The organism is Bacteroidota bacterium (assembly GCA_016715425.1).
Classification (GTDB): Bacteria; Bacteroidota; Bacteroidia; order Chitinophagales; family BACL12; genus JADKAC01.
On record JADKAC010000005.1, the window covers coordinates 1,212,010 to 1,230,919 of the forward strand.

The 18,910-nt window shown below is 33.5% G+C and carries 13 protein-coding genes; 7 read left to right on the plus strand and 6 right to left on the minus strand.

What is annotated here, in order from left to right:
• The first annotated feature begins 799 nt into the window (after nt 1-799).
• Nucleotides 800-2,110: a chromate efflux transporter gene (gene chrA / locus IPN31_11120; protein MBK8682433.1), complete on the plus strand. Its 1,311-nt coding sequence runs from the start codon at nt 800-802 to the stop codon at nt 2,108-2,110.
• A 131-nt stretch (nt 2,111-2,241) separates the two neighbouring features.
• On the opposite strand, the gene IPN31_11125 is transcribed toward chrA, so the two are convergent.
• Nucleotides 2,242-3,387: a DUF748 domain-containing protein gene (locus IPN31_11125; protein ID MBK8682434.1), complete on the minus strand. Its 1,146-nt coding sequence runs from the start codon at nt 3,385-3,387 to the stop codon at nt 2,242-2,244.
• Between the two features lie 62 nt (nt 3,388-3,449).
• On the opposite strand from IPN31_11125, the gene IPN31_11130 reads away from it, so the two are divergent.
• The 4 genes from IPN31_11130 to IPN31_11145 all read left to right on the plus strand — a co-directional run bounded on the left by IPN31_11130 (nt 3,450) and on the right by IPN31_11145 (nt 7,204).
• Nucleotides 3,450-4,397 (plus strand): YihY/virulence factor BrkB family protein, encoded by a 948-nt coding sequence (locus tag IPN31_11130; GenBank protein ID MBK8682435.1) that lies wholly within the window; start codon nt 3,450-3,452, stop codon nt 4,395-4,397.
• A gap of 42 nt (nt 4,398-4,439) precedes the next feature.
• Entirely contained in the window at nt 4,440-5,714 is a 1,275-nt protein-coding gene (locus IPN31_11135; protein ID MBK8682436.1) for a hypothetical protein, read from the plus strand.
• A 141-nt stretch (nt 5,715-5,855) separates the two neighbouring features.
• Complete coding sequence (locus IPN31_11140) at nt 5,856-6,296, plus strand: DUF2141 domain-containing protein (protein MBK8682437.1); 441 nt, start codon at nt 5,856-5,858, stop codon at nt 6,294-6,296.
• A 377-nt stretch (nt 6,297-6,673) separates the two neighbouring features.
• Entirely contained in the window at nt 6,674-7,204 is a 531-nt protein-coding gene (locus IPN31_11145) for a nuclear transport factor 2 family protein (GenBank protein ID MBK8682438.1), read from the plus strand.
• Between the two features lie 54 nt (nt 7,205-7,258).
• Here the strand turns inward: IPN31_11145 and IPN31_11150 are convergent, their stop codons facing one another.
• From IPN31_11150 to IPN31_11160, 3 genes are all read right to left on the minus strand, one after another.
• The gene (locus IPN31_11150) at nt 7,259-9,661 is read right to left on the minus strand and encodes a TonB-dependent receptor (protein ID MBK8682439.1); all 2,403 of its coding nucleotides are present in this window, start codon (nt 9,659-9,661) and stop codon (nt 7,259-7,261) included.
• 75 nt (nt 9,662-9,736) lie between these two features.
• A complete protein-coding gene (locus IPN31_11155) occupies nt 9,737-10,348 on the minus strand; it encodes a T9SS type A sorting domain-containing protein (protein MBK8682440.1) in 612 nt (203 codons plus the stop codon).
• 86 nt (nt 10,349-10,434) lie between these two features.
• Entirely contained in the window at nt 10,435-11,796 is a 1,362-nt protein-coding gene (locus IPN31_11160) for an alpha-amylase (GenBank protein ID MBK8682441.1), read from the minus strand.
• Nucleotides 11,797-11,914: 118 nt separating this feature from the next.
• Between IPN31_11160 and IPN31_11165 the strand changes: the two genes are divergently transcribed.
• The gene (locus IPN31_11165) at nt 11,915-12,469 is read left to right on the plus strand and encodes a DUF308 domain-containing protein (protein ID MBK8682442.1); all 555 of its coding nucleotides are present in this window, start codon (nt 11,915-11,917) and stop codon (nt 12,467-12,469) included.
• Nucleotides 12,470-12,855: 386 nt separating this feature from the next.
• On the opposite strand, the gene IPN31_11170 is transcribed toward IPN31_11165, so the two are convergent.
• Nucleotides 12,856-14,583: a T9SS type A sorting domain-containing protein gene (locus IPN31_11170; protein ID MBK8682443.1), complete on the minus strand. Its 1,728-nt coding sequence runs from the start codon at nt 14,581-14,583 to the stop codon at nt 12,856-12,858.
• Nucleotides 14,584-14,808: 225 nt separating this feature from the next.
• Nucleotides 14,809-16,539, minus strand: coding sequence for a T9SS type A sorting domain-containing protein (locus IPN31_11175; protein ID MBK8682444.1), 1,731 nt, complete (start codon nt 16,537-16,539; stop codon nt 14,809-14,811).
• 93 nt (nt 16,540-16,632) lie between these two features.
• Here IPN31_11175 and IPN31_11180 point away from each other — a divergent pair, with 93 nt between their 5' ends.
• Nucleotides 16,633-18,909 (plus strand): family 20 glycosylhydrolase, encoded by a 2,277-nt coding sequence (locus tag IPN31_11180; GenBank protein MBK8682445.1) that lies wholly within the window; start codon nt 16,633-16,635, stop codon nt 18,907-18,909.
• Nucleotide 18,910 lies beyond the last annotated feature (1 nt).

Below are 18,910 nucleotides of genomic sequence, written 5' to 3' on the forward strand. Positions count from 1 at the left end.
TTCTCCGCAGAGTTACCAGCAGAGAACAGTGCAAGGAATAAACACTCTATTCTTTATGTCCCCGCAGGGTTTTCACAGCAGCATTGTGCGGAAGCATTGAAACCCTGCGAAGTATGCAGTTGCAAAACATAATTCAATTGTCTGAACTATGATTATAATACTTTCATGAAGACCGTGATTTAATAACATTTTTTTAGTCCCAATATCAGGAACTCACTACCTGATACTTTTTAAATATTTACGCAGGTTCTCAATAGTCACAGCATATACCTTCTGATTGAGGAACCCGCTTGCACCGAAATATAAAAGGAATGTTTTAGCTTTAAATGAGGATGTAAAAAGCTGATGGAATGAAATCTTTTTCTGAAACATTAAAACGTGAAATAGAAGTTGCCTTTTCCAGGCATTCTCAACCGATTTGGTTTAGAGTAGTAAAGTATATTACAATAGGTATTCTGGTTTACTTTTTATGGGGAAAAGATATAATTTGGATTGTATTATTTGCATTAGCATTTCTGTTTCTCTGTTTACATTTCTGGTATAGATATAAATCAAAAGGGTGGACTCAAAGTTATCGTGGGTGGAAACTACATTCAACAAAGGGTAAAAAAAGCAGATGAATTAAAGTTGAATTAAAATAGGTAAATAACTAGTAACCTAACCTCATATATTGAATAGATTTGATGCCACATAAAAAATGCACAGATTCTTTGTTATAACTTTAAAATGCACAAAATAAATTAATAAGTAGAACGAGTGTAACTAATCGCAATTGTTTTACAATTAATTTTATCTATACATGGAAAAACCCACCTTTACAGAAGCATTAAAATTTTGGATTAAACTTGGTTTTATAAGTTTTGGCGGCCCGGCTGGTCAGATTGCTATTATGCACGAATTTCTGGTTGAAAAAAAGAAATGGATAAGCGACAGTAAATTTTTACATGCATTGAATTATTGCATGGTTTTACCCGGACCGGAAGCGCAACAGTTGGCGATATATATTGGATGGATGCTACACGGAACCCGAGGTGGAATTGTAGCTGGAATTTTATTCGTGCTTCCTTCTATGTTCATTTTACTTGGCCTGAGTGCTATTTATGTTTCTTTCGGAAACCTGCCATGGATTTATGCAATGTTCAATGGATTAAAACCTGCCGTAATTGCAATTGTTATTCTTGCACTTATAAAAATTGGTAAAAAATCTTTAGTAAGTCCGTTTCATTATTTTATTGCATTTGCAGCCTTTGTATGTATTTTCTTTTTAAATATTTCATTTCCCCTGATAATTATAGGAGCAATTATTATTACAATCATAATACGAAAAATCTTTCCCGCCTTAATTCAATCCTCAATAAAAAACACGGTGGAAAATGATAAAGATGAAACAGATTACTACATTAATAAACATACAATTACTTCTGATATTGGTTTCAAACCATTACGATTTTGGAAGCAAGTAGGCTTCGGTATTTTATTCTGGATAATGCCAGTAATTGTATTTTATATGTATATAAATGACTTTGAATTTTGGAAAAATTTAACACTGTTTTTTACTCAAGCTGCTTTCGTAACCTTCGGTGGTGCGTATGCTGTTTTACCTTATGTAGCACAAGTAAGTGTTGAAAAATTTAACTGGTTAACCGAATTACAAATGGTAGATGGTCTTGCTCTGGGTGAAACAACTCCCGGCCCCTTAATTATGGTACTTGTTTTCGTGGGATTTATGGCAGGTTATAATCATTTTGACAGCTCTCTTGCAATGGGTACTCTCGCATTGGTAACTACTACATTTTATACATTTCTACCATGCTTCCTTTTTATTCTTGTCGGAGCCCCAATCATTGAGAGAACACAAGAAAATAAAACGATAAAAGAAATTCTAGCTATTGTAACTGCTGCAGTAGTTGGTGTGATTATTAACCTTACTATTTATTTGGGCTCTGCTGTAATTTTTCCTACAAATATTTCTTTCGCAGAACTCGACTATATTGCACTTAGCTGGACAGTAATTTCATTCATCGCCATGTATCGTTTCAAAATAAATATGATAACATGGATTGGAGTAAGTGCAATATTTGGACTAGTATATTATCTTTTAGAAAAATAAGTCAATCAATATATAATTCAATCAATATATAAATGAGTTTAATAATTCTATCCTATTGTGAATATTTTTTAGTCTTTTAATTAAATATTTTGAACTGAACACTCTTACTAATTACTCATTTCTAATTACCCTTACTCCTTCTTCCCATCAAACAATTTATCAAAAAATCCATCTTTCTTTTCTTTGTCTGTTCCCACTGTTTTAATATTCACATTATTTTCAAGTGCAGGTTGTAATGCTTTTATAAATGCATTACGAAAAGTTTCGCCGATAATTACACCAACAGGCACATCGGGATTATCCAGATTTCCTGAAAATTCCACTTTCGTTGCCACCTGATCTTCCGAGCTATTTTTAAATATCCATCCACCAAATCCCACTAAAGATTCCCAAAGTTTTTCAGGAAGAGGATCTTCCTTTTCCTCTTTCCAATTAATGACATCTAAATCTTTAATAATTGGTTTTGTATATCCATCAATTTTATTATTTTTTGCTGCCGCTTCAATATACAATCCGAAGGTTCCTTTTTGTACATCAAAATTGCCATACGCTTTTAAGAAATCATTCACCTCCACTAAATTCAGATTCAACAATTCCGCATTAAAATCGAAAGTGGGTATTTTATTTAATGCATCTAACTTCATATTCATTGTTGCACTTCCACCGTAAATATCCGCAGAACCCACAACTGTTGATGGCAATAAAATAGAATCATTTTTTTCATTGGTTAAATTTTCGGCAAGTATATGAATGTTATCAGAATACACATCTACTTTAGGGTCACTATGAAAATCCTGATAATGAATTTCTCCATTATTAATTTCAAAACTATTGAGTTTTAATGGCAACAAATCATCTACCACATCTCTCCAATCTCCATCCATAGAAGTTTGAGAAGTTTCTTCTGTTGGGCCTTTTACAAAATTGAGAACTGGATGCTCCACTTTAATAGTCCCCACTAATTTTCCTTTAAAAATAGCAGGCCATTCCACGGCTAATCTGATTTCATCCGCAGCAAAAAACGGTACAGGAATTTCGCCACCGGTTTTTTCCAATTTAATCACTTTTATTTTATATGCCCCAGCAATTAATGCAAGATCAATATCATCAACATGGCCATAATATCCATCAATTTCAGAGAGTTTTTTATTTACTACTTTAAGTACTACATAAGGTAAAATAAGTCTGATAACTATTAATACACCAACTACTATTAGTATAATATTTCGGACTCTTTTTTTCTTATGCTTAGGTTTATTATAATTACTTGTTTCCATGAAAATTGTTTTTGTCATTTTGATTGTAGCTTTACCGGCTTAATAACAACATTATACCAGAAATGTTAATCCTTATGAAAAAAATATTTTTACTTATTAAAGATACCGTTATAAGTTTCAGGCAGGATAAAGTGCTGAAGAAAAGTGCATCGCTTGCTTATTATACAGTGTTTGCATTGCCTGCGTTAGCACTAGTTCTTATTTCAATTACCAGTGTTTTTTATGGAGAAGATGCTGCTTCCGGTGCAATGTTTAGTCAGCTTGATGGCTTAGTTGGGAAAACTGCCGCATTGCAAATTCAGGAAGCAATTAAGAACCGGCATCTCTCTGGGAATTCAGTTATAGGAACAATTGTAGGTGGTGCAATTTTGCTATTTAGCGCAGGTGGAATATTTGCAGAAATCCAAGACAGTATTAATATGATTTGGGGTTTAAAAGCAAAGACCAAGCGGGGAATATTAAAATTAATATTGAACAGAATTATTTCCTTTTCACTGGTATTAAGTCTCGGTTTTGCATTACTTGTTTCACTTGTGATTAATGCATTAATAGCGGCACTTAAATCAAAATTAGAAGTTCAATTTCCGGGCTTAAATGTCAACCTTACACTCTTTATAGATTGGGCTTTGCAAATTGTAATCATCACTTATTTAATTGCGATAATTTTTAGAATTCTACCTGATGCAAAAATTAAATGGCGTGATGTTTCCATCGGAGCATTTGTTACTACAATATTATTTTTATTAGGGAAAATTTTATTGGGATATATCATTTCAAGAAATGCATCTATTGAAGCTTATGGAGCTGCAGGTTCCATTGTATTAATTTTATTGTGGGTATATTATTCCTCAGCTATTCTCTATTTTGGGGCAGAATTTACACAAGTATTTGCAAAACGTTATGGCAGCGATATACAACCGAATAAATATGCAACATGGGTTGAAACGCATACAGTGGAAGTAGAAACTCCAAGTGTAAAAGATAAAAACATAGTTCAGGAAAAAGAGTAGCTATAATATCTGTCTACTCATAACTCTATTCAAATAGTTGATATGAAATTCTTGATACCTGCTGTCTTCTTATTTTTTATCCAATCATTATCTGCACAAACTTTGAATGCTACCTTAAAAAATAATAGAGATTCTTCTGTTGTTGCATTTGCCGCTATTCAAATTAATGAGACAAATTCTTTTACTACATCAGATGAAAATGGAGAATTTAATTTTACCGTTCCCGAAGAGATTACCAATATTCATTTAAACATTTCCTATGTTGGCTGCCATGATTCCATACTATATCAAACTGCAAAGGGCAATCATCAAATCATTTATTTGCAATGCGATCCCACACTTTTAAAAGATGCGGTTATTGAAGGATTAACGGCAAAGGATTTGGTTAAAAAAGCCATTGCATTAATTCCAAACAATTATCCTGATTCAAGTTATGTTTCTGCTGCTTTTATCAGGCAGTATGAAAATGTGAACGGCTCTTTTATAAATTTGATAGAAGCAAAAGGTTGGCTGCTATTTACTTTAAACCATAGAGCAAAAAATAATAATTGGACAGAAGCATTTGCAACAGAAAATTTGCGCAGAAGTAAATATCGTGAAATAGAAAATTTTAATGAAGATGATTTCAGCGATGTAATGTTTCAAAATCCGGTGTACCATTTACAGCATAGTCTTTTAGATTTAGATGGTTTGAAATATTTTACTTACAGATATGATACTACTTCCACCGATGATAATTATACAGTGCTTTTTCAATGCAATGCATTCACTACCGAAAATCATGGAGTTTCAAATTATACATCAATAGGATTGCAGGAAGAGGGAATTGAATCGGGAAAACTTATTATTGACAAACACACATTTGCATTTATTCGTATTGAAAGAAATGCTGTTATTCGCAATGGATTTAACTATCCGAAATTCAATAATTTTATTTTACCCGACAAATTATATACTGCGGAATTTGTAGAAGGAAATCTCACGATAAATTATCAGCAAATAAATGGCAAATGGTATTTACTAAACATCATGCACAATTACACAAACAACTATTTCAAAACACAAACACATGAAAAGACATACTCTATTACCAAGTGTTTTGAATATTTTCTGGCAACGCCTACCCGATATATCAATAAAGATTTGTTTGATAAATTTAATTATAACCCGGAATTAAATACAGCATCCTATAATTATAATGCAGATGATTGGAGTATTAATGTACCTCCTTATTTCTTTTATCCTTACAAAGAAGTATGGAAAGATTTGGAGAAAAGCATGTCGCTGGAAGAGCAATTTATATTGAATGGGAAATAAAAATATTGGTACTCTTAAATTTGAGGAAACAAATAGAGTGAACGATAACTCGGAAGTAATTGTAATTACAAAGCAATAGTATGAATTGCATATGCATATTTAATTTAAATAGCGTTAAACTGCTGACAACAAAAAATAAAATTGAAAAACATCAGATTCATCTCCGCCTTCTCACTTCTACTTTTACTTACAAGTTTTAGTTTACACTCTTTTGGTCAAACAGGTGATATTAATGTTACAGTTACCAATTTAAAAAATACGGATGGCTATATTTTTATTGGCTTATTTAATAAAGCGGATGACTTCCCTATTGATGGAAAACAATATCGAAAAGATTATGTAAAAGTGAGTTCAAAAACGTTTACTTATACGTTTAAAAATATTCCTGCCGGGGATTATGCAATTGCTGTTTATCACGATGAAAATGCAGATCATAAATGCAATCGCAATATGATGGGAATACCAACAGAGCGATATGGTTTCTCCAATAATATAAAACCTGTGTTATCCGCTCCGTCTTTTTCTAAAGTGAAATTTAATTTAGTGTCTTCCGTGGATATTTCTATTCGATTGTTTGATTGATAGTTTGAAAAAGGAAGTTTCGGGTTTCATGTTTCATGTTAATAAAACTCGTTAATAATTAAATGGCTATTAGCTATTGGCCTTTAGCAATTGGCTAAAAAAAACGCATCAATAATTAAATGGCTATTGGCTATTGGCCGTTAGCAATTGGCTAAAAAATTTATCACTGATTATTTCATTTACCATTTACCATTTACAATTAATATCACTCAACTTTACGCAGATTTCATTGTTTTTCGAATCATGCCATAGCCATTAGCTTTAGCCTTCGCCATTTCCAATTCTACAGTTCTACAATTCTACAGTTCTACAATTCTACAATCCTCAATAACCGATACCATTTAAATAAATACCTTTGCTAATACAACTTTTATAAAATGAAAAACATAAATAACATCAATTTATTAACCGGCATTTTAATGCTAAGCGGAGTAATTTTATTTGCATTACCAAGTCATGCGCATTTTAATGATTTTGAAAATAAAAATACTACAATGCAATCCGACACTTCGCTTTCTGCAGATGAGATTGCTCTTCAACATCAAGTAATTTTATTTTTGCGTTTAGTAGGAACGAATCAATTAGATTCTTTACCTGCGATATTTATGCCTGGTGCAAGTATTGGAGTGGCAACTTATTTTAATGAAGCATGGCATGTTACATCACTTTCATTCGAAGAATTTATGAAGAATTTACAATCTAGATCAAACCCCGCTCCCAATGAACAAGTGATTTCAAATTACACAATTCATATTGATGGATATTTAGCTTTTGTAAGAGCCGAAGCTGTATTAATGCGTGATGGAAAAGCACTTTCTAATAATATGGATTATTTCACTTTGTTGAAAGATAGAGGGGAATGGAAATTTGTGAATGCAAGTTATGCTGGTGTCCCTGTAAAGGAATAATTTCTTTATAAAAATTTGATACTATCTTTTAATAAAATTCTATAAAAAATCATTTTAGAAATCTGCAACAATACCAAACGTGGTAAGCATTCTTCCGGTGTCGCTGTTTATCTGTTGCAATTGATATCTGGACGGATCACCCGGAACTAAAAGCGGTTCGCCAATATCATCATTCACTGTTGTGAGATATGGTAATAATTCAATATCGGAGCGATAGGCATTTTGAATATCGAGAAATACATTCATACTCCAGCGTTTAAATGTCCATGATTTATCAACTCTTATATCAAGCACATGAAATGCAGATAAGCGATTTGCATTAAGTGTATTGTAATCAAAAATTCCTCTGTTAGCTACATCCCAATTTGTAATCTTAGATGATGCAAGTGTATCATACGAAGTATAAGGTGTACCACTGGAATAACGCCATCGCAAGCCCGCCTGCCATCCACTCTTCCAACTTTTACCTGCGGATAAACTTATGAAATGACGGCTATCCCAAACAGAAGCAACATACTCACCATGCTTGTCTTTAAATTCACTTACACTGTATGTATAAGAAGCCATCCACCAATAATTGCGTTTTAATTTTTGCTGCACATAAAACTCTAAACCATACGCATGTCCTTGTGATTCAGAACTTGCAGGTTGATTACCAATAATTACATAATCACCAATTGCATTTGCATAAGAAATTGAATCTAAAAGTAGGAAAGGATAATTGTTGTAATGTTTATAAAAACCTTCAACACTCACACGGTAATTATCTGCATTTCGATATTCTATTCCTAAAGCAGCTTGTGGTGATCTGATATATTTAAGATTATCCTGATAAGGATCATCTGCAAATGCGAGTACTACTTCATTGGGCATTTGATAATAAATACCAGTGCTTGCATTAATACTTAAATGTTCGTTTTGTCGCCAGCTAATTGCAATACGTGGAGAGAATTGTGCGAGTGGATTAATCATTTCATTATTGTAAGTATTCATATCAAACCGAATACCTTCAGAAAATACTAATCTGTCATTAATTAATCTTTGACTTGTATTTATATAAGCAGCAAGATTCCAATTATTTACTGATGTAATTGTATCAACTGTATCTATTGCCTGCGGCCTTACATCAAAACCATAAATATCAAAATTGTTATCTGCATTATTTGCTTCTACACCGTATTCAATTTGTCCCCCAGAAATAAAAATGGTTTGCTCTACTCGTATTTGTTCATTGCGATTAGAAGAACGATACTTCAATAATCTATCTGCTTCCAATCCGGTATTGTCTTTAAATTTATCTGCATCATTATTAAAAGCGGTATGACTGATTATAACATTGTAATAAGAGTTGGGTAAATAATGCTTGTAATTTAATCCGATAGTATATTGTTGCTGTGTGCCTTCCGGAATGTAACCGATATTATATAGCAATGCATCACTTTCTTCTGCTTCCGTATTCAATTCATATTTATCACTTGCTGCAATTGCAATTATTGCTAATTCATTTCTGGAATCAAATTTTATTTTTTGTCTGAATTGAATATCGGTATAAGTAGGTAATACAGGAACATTAAACGCTGCTAATAAATATTGACTGAATGAATGACGTGCAGAAAATAAATAACTCGATTTTTTTCCCATCGGCCCTTCGATGGTTGCACCATAATCTGTTGCACCCAAAGTAACTCTTGCACCAAACTTATCAGTTCGGCCATCACGTTCTGTAATTTCCATTACACCACTTAACGCATTACCTCTTGACACTGGAAATGCGGCGGTATAGATATCTACATTTTTTACAAAGTCGAGATTCACTAATCCATTAGGTCCGCCACTGGCACCTTGCACACTGAAATGTGTAATACTTGGAATTTTAACACCATCCAAATAGTATCCATTTTCTGTAGGGCTACCACCACGAAACACAATATTATAACCAAAAGAACTTCTGGGTAACACACCGGGATAACTCTGAATTACTTTTGAAAGATCGAGAGTAGCGCCGGGAATTCTGAATGCTTCTGCATAGCTGAAAGAACGTATAGACAATGGTGTTTCATCGGTTTTATGAAAGCCTGCACTTTCAATAACAACGCCGGTTAATTCAGTGGGCTGACTATCCAAAATTATTTCCAGATATAATGGCCGCACACCGGAAGTTTGAATTTCCTGTTGCACATAAGTTTTATAACCCACAAATCTTATTTCGAGATTATATAAGCCCGGAGGTAATTCTAATTTAAAATATCCTGTAGAATCAGAAATTGTGGCGTACTCTGTTGATTGTGCTAATATTGTTGCACCAGTTAAAGGTTCATGCCCCACCTGACTATACACATACCCGGTTACAAGGCTTGATTGTGCAAATAAGGTAGAATGTAATGCAATAAAAAATAATAGTAGAACTACTCCTTTCCAGCTTTGTATTCTTAAATATATTTCTCCTGAAACTTCCATAACGGCGGCGAAGGTAGTATCGGAAAAATGTATTCTATTTAGTTATGCAAATAATACCTTGAAGCAGGTACTTGTTTATTGAACAACTAATTTCCTTACAATACTGGCATCACTTGTATTGAACAAGAGTAAATACATTCCGGTGGCTAAGTCACCCATTGGAAAAGAGAAATTATAAAACCCTTCATTTAATTTTTCAGATTTTAATGCGATTACATCAGATCCGTATAAGTTAAGAAGTGAAATTTCAACATTGTCATTGAATTGCATTTCAAAAGAAATATGTAATGTTCCAGAAACAGTATTATTTAAATAAAAATTAAAATCTGAAACAGTATTGGAAATTTCTGTTGAACCTGTTGCAGTAAAGCTGGCAATCATTCCCACAGCTTCATGAAAGATGCATATATAGTCATAAACGCCGGGCACTGTAACTATATAATCATAATTCTTATGTTCTATATCAATTAACTCATCCCATTCTGCTGCACCTGCCGGAATATCAGTAGAAGTGGTTGTATGGAATCCTGCACTAACATCCCAGGTCCACCTAACTGTATCGCCAACCATTACGGTTAAGTTATCAGGGGAAAATATATCATCTTCCACATTAATGATATGTACTGTTGCAAAAAGCGAAACAGAAAAGCATAATATAATAACTGTGCTTAGGTAAAATTTTTTCATGATTTTGATTTTTAAAGGTTTAAAATTTATATAAATAAAAGAATTTAAGTTGATCTTGATTTTGTATAACTACTGCTGAGAATTCATTAATGATATAATATTTTAAATCCATAATTGTTCAAACTTAGTGTTTCAGTTAGTGTTAAATCTTCATTCGTAAATGCATCTTTCCAATTTGTATATTGTAAATCAGAAGGCAGAGTTATTTCTGTATTTGCATTTCTCACATTTACAATTACTACTACTTCTTCCTCTCCTATTTTCTTTTTAAAACAAACAGCATCGGTAAATGTATAATTTGTAATTCCACCAATAACTAATGGATCAGAAGAATTATAAAATTGCATCAGTGCATTATAAAATTGCAACATTTCAGGATGTGTATTCCAATTAATAGGATCGTTATAAAAAAATGCAACTGTACCCGATGTTCCCACCTCCTGACTTCCATAAATAAGAGGTATTCCACCAAGGCAAACGGCAATAATTGAGGCAGCCATTGCACCGTCGGCACCATTAAATATTTCAATAGGTGTTGCATCCCATGCGGACTCATCATGATTAGTTGTAAAGCGCAATCTTTCTGCTCCAGCAGGCAGCCCTATATACTCTGAAAGATGAGTAGTATAAATTCCACTTGCAGAAGTTCCATTCACAAAAACATCCTTCAATTTTCCATAAAAACTCCAGCCGTAATTCATTTGAAAACCCGCATCAAAATGATCTGTTCTGCTTCCTTCGGCAAGTAAAATAAGTTTTCTATTTTTTATACATTTCAATGAGTCAATTGCTTGTTTCCAAAAATCATAAGGCACATAATCGGCAGCATCACATCGAAATCCATCAATGTTTGCTTCCAAAACCCAATATTGCATTGAAGCAATCATTTCCTTACGCATCTCCATATTATCAAAATTTAAATCCGCCACATCATTCCAACCAGTTCCTGGCGGAGAAATAATTTCGCCATCAACTTGCGAATACCAATCAGTATTATCAATCCAAGGGTTATCCCATGCGGTATGATTCGCAACCCAGTCTAACACCACTGCCATGTTTCTAATATGTGCCTCATCCGTTAATTCTCTCAGGTCATCCAAACTTCCGAATTCAGCATTTACTTTCATATAATTCTTTATGCAATAGGGAGAGTTTACAGAATTTATTTCACCAACAGGATAAACAGGCATTAACCAAATAACATTGATACCCAAATTTTTTATAGAATCCAATCTACTGATTACATCCTGCAAATTACCATTCGCACTAAATGCCCGTATGTTTACTTCATACATTACTATACGCTGTGTTTCCGGAATATTTGAAAATGCGATGCCATATTGTTGAGGGCCGGAATCCGCAATCATTTCCTTGGTTTCTTTATCACAAGAAATAAAGAACAAGAAAGCTGCAATTGTCAGAAGTATAATTTGAATTTTATTGCGCATAAATATTATTTGCAGATAATTTAAATGTTATTTAATGTTTCATGAAGGTAGTATGTAATTACCGATTTGAGTTCAATACTTTTTTGATGTAGTTTTAATTTTTAAAATAAAAACATATATGAGAACCCTATTTAAAAATTGGTGGACTATTCTGATTGAAGGCATTTTATTAATTATTTTAAGTGTTATCATTTTCAATAATCCAAATACCGTATTAACCACACTTGCTGTTTGGCTAGGCCTTATTATTTTAGTGGGAGGAATTACAGGTATAATTTCTTTTTTACTTACCTCTAAAGCTAGCCGTCAAAATTCGTTTTTGATTACGAGTTTAATTATTGCAATTATCGGTGGAGCTATGATTGCAAATAGCAGTACCACCGAACGTGTTATTACTATTATGTTTGGCATTACAGTAGCGGCACTTGGAGCCGGAGTTATTAGTGATTCATGGAATGCAAAAGGGAAATGGAATAATTGGTGGATCACTTTTATTCTGGGAATAGTCGCATTAATAGTTGGTGTAAGCAGCATTTTCCAAACAACCTCAGGAGCGCAAACCATTTCTTTATTAATGGGAATTTCTGTATTGAGTTCCGGCTTGGGAATGATCATCATTGCATTTGTAAAACGCAATGTAGAACTTGTAATAAAAAAAGCATTAAAAAAATAGCAATAAAAAAGCCGGATATATTAAAACTATCGGGCTTGTATTATTACATGAGTAGTTTGTTAGAACGATGCATGGCATTATTGAATTCTGACCTTCTCCTTACTCTCCCTTAAAAAGTTTACCTGCCGAAGGGAAGGAGAGCTATAAATCATCTTTCTCCAGAAGTAATTAATAACATTAATATTTATTTTTTCTTATTTAGTTTGAATGAGAGCAATTTTATAAAACTAAAAATTTGATAGAACGGTGCACAAACGTCTTCCCCTACCGAAGGCAGGGGAAGATAAGAGATGGGTCAAATAAAAATAGCATTGAAATAATTGTATTAAAAAAGCCGGATACATTTTAATATATATCCGGCTTTTTATTTAATTGTTAATTTGAGTTTATCTCGTAATAATAATATTCTGAACAAATACTTTTTCTGTAGTAATTAATTTCATCAAATACATTCCTTTACTAAAATTACTTGTATTAATAATCATATTTGTTTCTGCAATATTTGCATATACCAACTCACCATTCATATTATAAATTTCCACTTGCGCACCATAAATACCTGCATGTAAATTCAATTGAATTGCATCCGTAGCAGGATTTGGATTAATACTAAATGCTTCGCTGTTTTCTAATTGTGCAATGCTGTTTAATACACCAACTGTAACTGATTGAACAGAAGAACAACCCGCAGCATCTGTAACTGTTACTGTATATGTTCCAGAATTTAATCCTTCAATAGTTGAGGTTGTTTCTCCATTGCTCCATAAGAAAGTAAATGGTTCAACACCACCACTTATTATTTCAACTGAAGCTGTTCCATTTGCTTCTATACCTGTTGATCCGGTAGATGTACTGCTAATAACTAATGGCTCAAGTACATTTACATTAATTACATCTGTAATTGTATCAGAGGCACTTATACCTGTAATGGTGTAAGTGATATCCGCATCAGGAGTACAAATAACAGAAGAACCTGAAGTAGCCGAAAGGTATGTAGCAGGTTCCCAAGTCCAGGTATAATCTGCATAAGTATTGATTTCAAAATCTACTATACCATCATTACAAACCTGATAGGCACCATTGTCAGTAATATCATTTTCGTTTGCAGAAATACTATAAGTAGTTAAACCATGCGCAGTAATTTCCAATGCTTCTGCTTTTGCTTCTTCACCAAACATTCGTGCAAAAGAAAAACTTTCACACTCACCTGCTGGTATATTTAATTTAAAAGAAAGTTGTACTGCACAATCACAATATAGTGACCCTTCCAATGCATAAGAATCATAACCCCATCCACCATAACCTATGGAATCACCATTCCAAACTTGTTCAGGTGTATTAGGTGCAAGAAAAAACGAACCGAAAGTTGCTCTTGCATCGGGATGCACTGTTGCCATTGCAAAATAACAACCATATACAGATCCAATTGCTTCTACCATTGCGGTATCAGAAGTTGGTGGATTGTTGATGATTGTATTTGTAGTAGTAAAATCTCCTGAGAATGGCTGATCTTGATCGGGATCTACATTATGGGTAAAATAAAAATCATTTAAATCTGTAGCACCGTTATTACAAATTTCAAATTCAGTAAGGAAAAAAAGTGAAGTATCAAAAACTGTCGTTGTTTGTTTTAAACTCACATTAAGATATCCATCATCTAAAGCGCCTTCCCAAACAGCCTGACGAATTTCACCTAAATCTTCATAACTTGTAATTGACCCATCAATATCTGCTACACCAGTACCCCAGCCATAATCATATCCAGTACATGGTACATAATGATTTTGATAAACACTGTCGCCATACTGAATAGCCCAACCTTCTTCAGGTGAACCCGGTGTAAAATAATCACCACAATACAGTGGATCACCAATATCCCAACCATCTTTATCAGAGTCGGCTACATAACCTAATCCGTAATAGTCAACATTTGGATGATACGGCCCATAAGGGCCATCAGGTGGAGTTCCGATGGTGCCATAGACACCACAACCGGAAATTCCTACTTCTACATATTGCCCTTGCAAGAATACATTATCGCCATCAATTTGTGCGTGTAATGTGATAAATGAACAAGCAATCATGAGAGTGGAGAGGAGTAATTGTTTTTTCATTGTATATAATTTTAACCAAATGTAATACATTATTTATGAATATGGTTGATTCATTTTTTGTTGTCAGAACTCTTCAATAATTACAATTTTATAATACTGCTTAAATATATTTTTAATGATAATATTTTACAGGCTTTTAAAATGTAATTTCATTTAAAAAAAAATCGCATTAAAAAGCCGGATACAATAAATTATATCCGGCTTCTAGATATTTTTTAATTGAGTTTATCTCGTAATAATAATATTCTGAACAAACACTTTTTCTGCGGTAATTAATTTTAGTAAATACATTCCTTTACTAAAATTACTTGTATTAATAATCATATTTGTTTCTGCAATATTTGCAAATACTAATTGACCATTCAAATTATAAATCTCAACTTGAGCCCCATAAATGCCTGCATGTAAATTCAATTGAATTACATCTGTTGCAGGATTTGGATTAATACTAAATGCTTCGCTGTTTTCTAATTGTGCAATGCTGTTTAATACACCAACTGTAACCGATTGCACTGAAGAACAACCCGAAGCATCTGTAACTGTTACTGTATATGTTCCGGAATTTAATCCTTCAATAGTTGCAGTTGTTTCTCCATTGCTCCATAAGTAAGTAAAAGGTGAAACACCACCACTAACAACTTCAACGGATGCAGTTCCATTTGATTCTATACCTGTTGATCCGGTAGAAGTACTGCTAATAATTAATGCCTCAAGCACATTTACATTTATCACATCTGTAATTGTATCAGATGCATTTACACCAGTAATTGTGTAAGTAATATCAGAACCGGGAGTGCAAATAACAGAAGCACCTGAAATTGCTGAAAGATATGTTGCAGGTTCCCATGTCCATGTATAATCTGCATAAGTATTTATTTCAAAATCTACTGTTCCATCATTACAAACCTGATAAGCGCCATTGTCTGTAATATCAGTTTCGTTTGCAGAAATACTGTAAGTAGTTAACCCATGAGCGGTAATTTGTAACGCTTCGGCTTTTGCTTCTTCACCAAACATTCTTGCAAAAGAAAAACTTTCACATTCACCTGCTGGTATATTTAATTTAAATGATAATTGCACAGCACAATCACAATACTCCGTACCTTCTAAATTATATGCATCATAATACCATCCATCTATACCTATGGAATCTCCATTCCAAACTTGCTCCGGTGTATTAGGTGCAAGAAAAAATGAACCGAAAGTTGCTCTTGCATCGGGATGCACAGTTGCCATTGCGAAATAACACCCGAAAACAGATCCAATTGCTTCTACCATCGCAGTATCAGAAGTTGGTGGATTGCTTATAATTGTATTGGTTGTAGTGAAGTCAAAACCAAATGGTTGATCTTGATCAGGATCTACATTATGTGTAAAATAAAAATCATTTAAATCTGTAGCACCGTTATTACAAATTTCAAATTCAGTGAGGAAAAAAAGTGAAGTATCAAACACTGTTGTTGTTTGTTTTAAAGCCACATTTATATATCCATCATCTACAACACCTTCCCAAACAGCTTGACGAATTTCACCTAAATCTTCATAACTTATAATAGCACCATCAATGTCGGGTCCAAAGCCATATCCACCATCCCAATTATATCCATCGCAAGGCACAAAGTGATTTTGATAAATACTGTCGCCGTATTGAATAGCCCAACCTTCTTCTGGAGTACCGGGAGTAAAATAATCACCACAATACAGTGGATCACCCACATCCCAACCGTCTTTATCAGAATCGGCTACATAACCTAAACCGTAATAATCAACATTTGGATGATAAGGCCCATAAGGTCCTTCGGGTGGGGTTCCGATGGTGCCATAGACACCACAACCGGAAATTCCTACTTCTACATATTGCCCTTGCAGGAACACATTATCACCATCTATTTGTGCGTGTAATGTGATAAATGAACAAGCAATCATGAGAGTAGAGAGGAGTAATTGTTTTTTCATTGTAATTAATTTTTATCAAATGTAAAGTTTTAATAACAATAATGCAATAGTTATTTTGAGTAGTTAGTACAATGCAATTGCTACTTTCGCAACATGAGTTTTAAATATTTTATTGCAACATTATTTTTCTTAAATGTTGTTGCAACAATTGCAGAAGCACAACAACAAATTATTCCAACTCCGGTAACAATCAATGCGGGCAAGGAATACTTTAGCATTACGCCCACTACTTATATTTTGGCAAATGATTTTAGTGCATTTATGGATGCTTCTGCATTCAGAGAAATATTATATGCACATTTTAATATTCCGATTAAAACTGCAATAAAACCGTTGCCTTCATTAAGTACTATCGAAGTGAGTTATGACAGCACTCTGACTATACCTGAGTCAGGATATATTCTTGATATCGCTAAGGATAAAATAACAATAACAGGAAAAAATAATGGAGGAGTATTTTATGGATTGATGAGTTTATTGCAATTAATTCCTGTTCAGGATAAATATCCTTATAATATTCCTTCGCAACATATAGAAGATTATCCTGCTTTTCAATGGCGTGGAATGCATCTGGATGTTGTGCGCCATTTTTTTTCTGTGGATGAAATAAAAACATATCTTGATATTCTCGCCATCTATAAAATAAATGTTTTTCATTGGCACTTAACAGATGATCAGGGTTGGAGAATTGAAATAAAACAATATCCAAAACTTACTGAAATTGGTGCATGGAGAAATGGTACAATGACCGGTCATTATAGCGAACAAACATATGATTCAATTTCTTATGGCGGATTTTATACGCAAGTAGAAATTAAAGAAATAATTAAGTATGCAGCACAACGAAATATCACTATCGTACCTGAAATAGAAATGCCCGGGCATGTATTGGCACTGTTAGCTTCTTATCCGGAATTATCATGTACCGGAAATAAATTTGAAGTGGCAAAAGGCTGGGGAGTGTTTGATGATATTCTTTGTCCGTATGATACCACTTTTACTTTTCTTGAAAATGTATTGGATGAAGTGATGGCATTATTTCCTTCAGAATATATTCATATTGGTGGTGATGAAGCACCCAAAATGCGATGGAAAGAAAGTGCATTTTGTCAGCAATTAATTCAGGAAAAAAATCTTGGTGATGAAGCAGGTTTACAGAGTTATTTTATTCAGCGCATTGAAGAATATGTAAATAGTAAAGGCAGAAAAATTATTGGCTGGGATGAAATTCTCGAAGGGGGTCTAGCACCGAATGCAGCAGTAATGAGTTGGCGGGGTGAAGAAGGTGGAATTGATGCTGCAAAACAAAATCATGAAGTAGTGATGTGCCCAGTTGGCTATTGTTATTTCGATTATTATCAAAGTGATATTGCAAATGAACCATTGGCAATTGGCGGTTATTTGCCCATTGAAAAAGTGTATGCTTTTAATCCGATACCTACTGCATTGCACACAGATGAACGCAAATTTATTTTAGGTGGACAAGCAAACATCTGGACAGAATATATTCCGGATTTTAAACAAGTTGAATATATGTTGTTACCTCGTTTATGCGCATTATCAGAAATAGTATGGAGCAATCCGCAGCAAAAAGATTTTGATGTGTTTGGAAAAAAAGTGATGACGCATTTTGCAATGTATGATAAAGCAAAAATTAATTATTCCAAAGCTATGTTGGATGTGCGTGCAGATATATTTCCTGATTACAGTAATCATGGTGTGAATGTAATTTTAAGAAGTATGGATTCCACAGCAAAGGTTTTATATACCATAGATAATTCTGATCCTGCAAAAACAACAAATACTTATAAGCAAGTAATTTCTGTTGACTCAAATACTACCTTGCGAGCAATTAGTTTTTCAAATAATATCTATGGACCTACATTATTTAAAGAATTTATTTTCTCAAAAATCACTGCTTCAAAAATCACTTTAACAACTCCTGCGAATGATAAATATAATGTGCATGGTGAATTTACTTTATGCGATGGATTGCGTGGCAAACATCCTTGGAGGGGAAGTGAATGGTTAGGGTTTTGGGGTGATGATTTGGAAGCAGTTATTGATCCGGGTCGTAACATTACAATTAGTAAAGTATCAGCGGGTGTGTTGCAAGATGAAGGCAGTTGGATTTATTATCCTTCTTCAATGGAAGTCTATACATCTTCAGATGGAATTAACTATGAATTTAAAGGATTTATCAGTGCAGATAAAATAAAACAATCTAATGGAAATATTTCTGTTGAGTTTAATACAATTACAACACGTTATTTAAAAATTATTTTAAAAAATGCAGGCACTATTCCGGAAGGATTACCCGGTGCAGGATTTAAAGCATGGTTGTTTGTAGATGAATTATTAGCGTATTAAT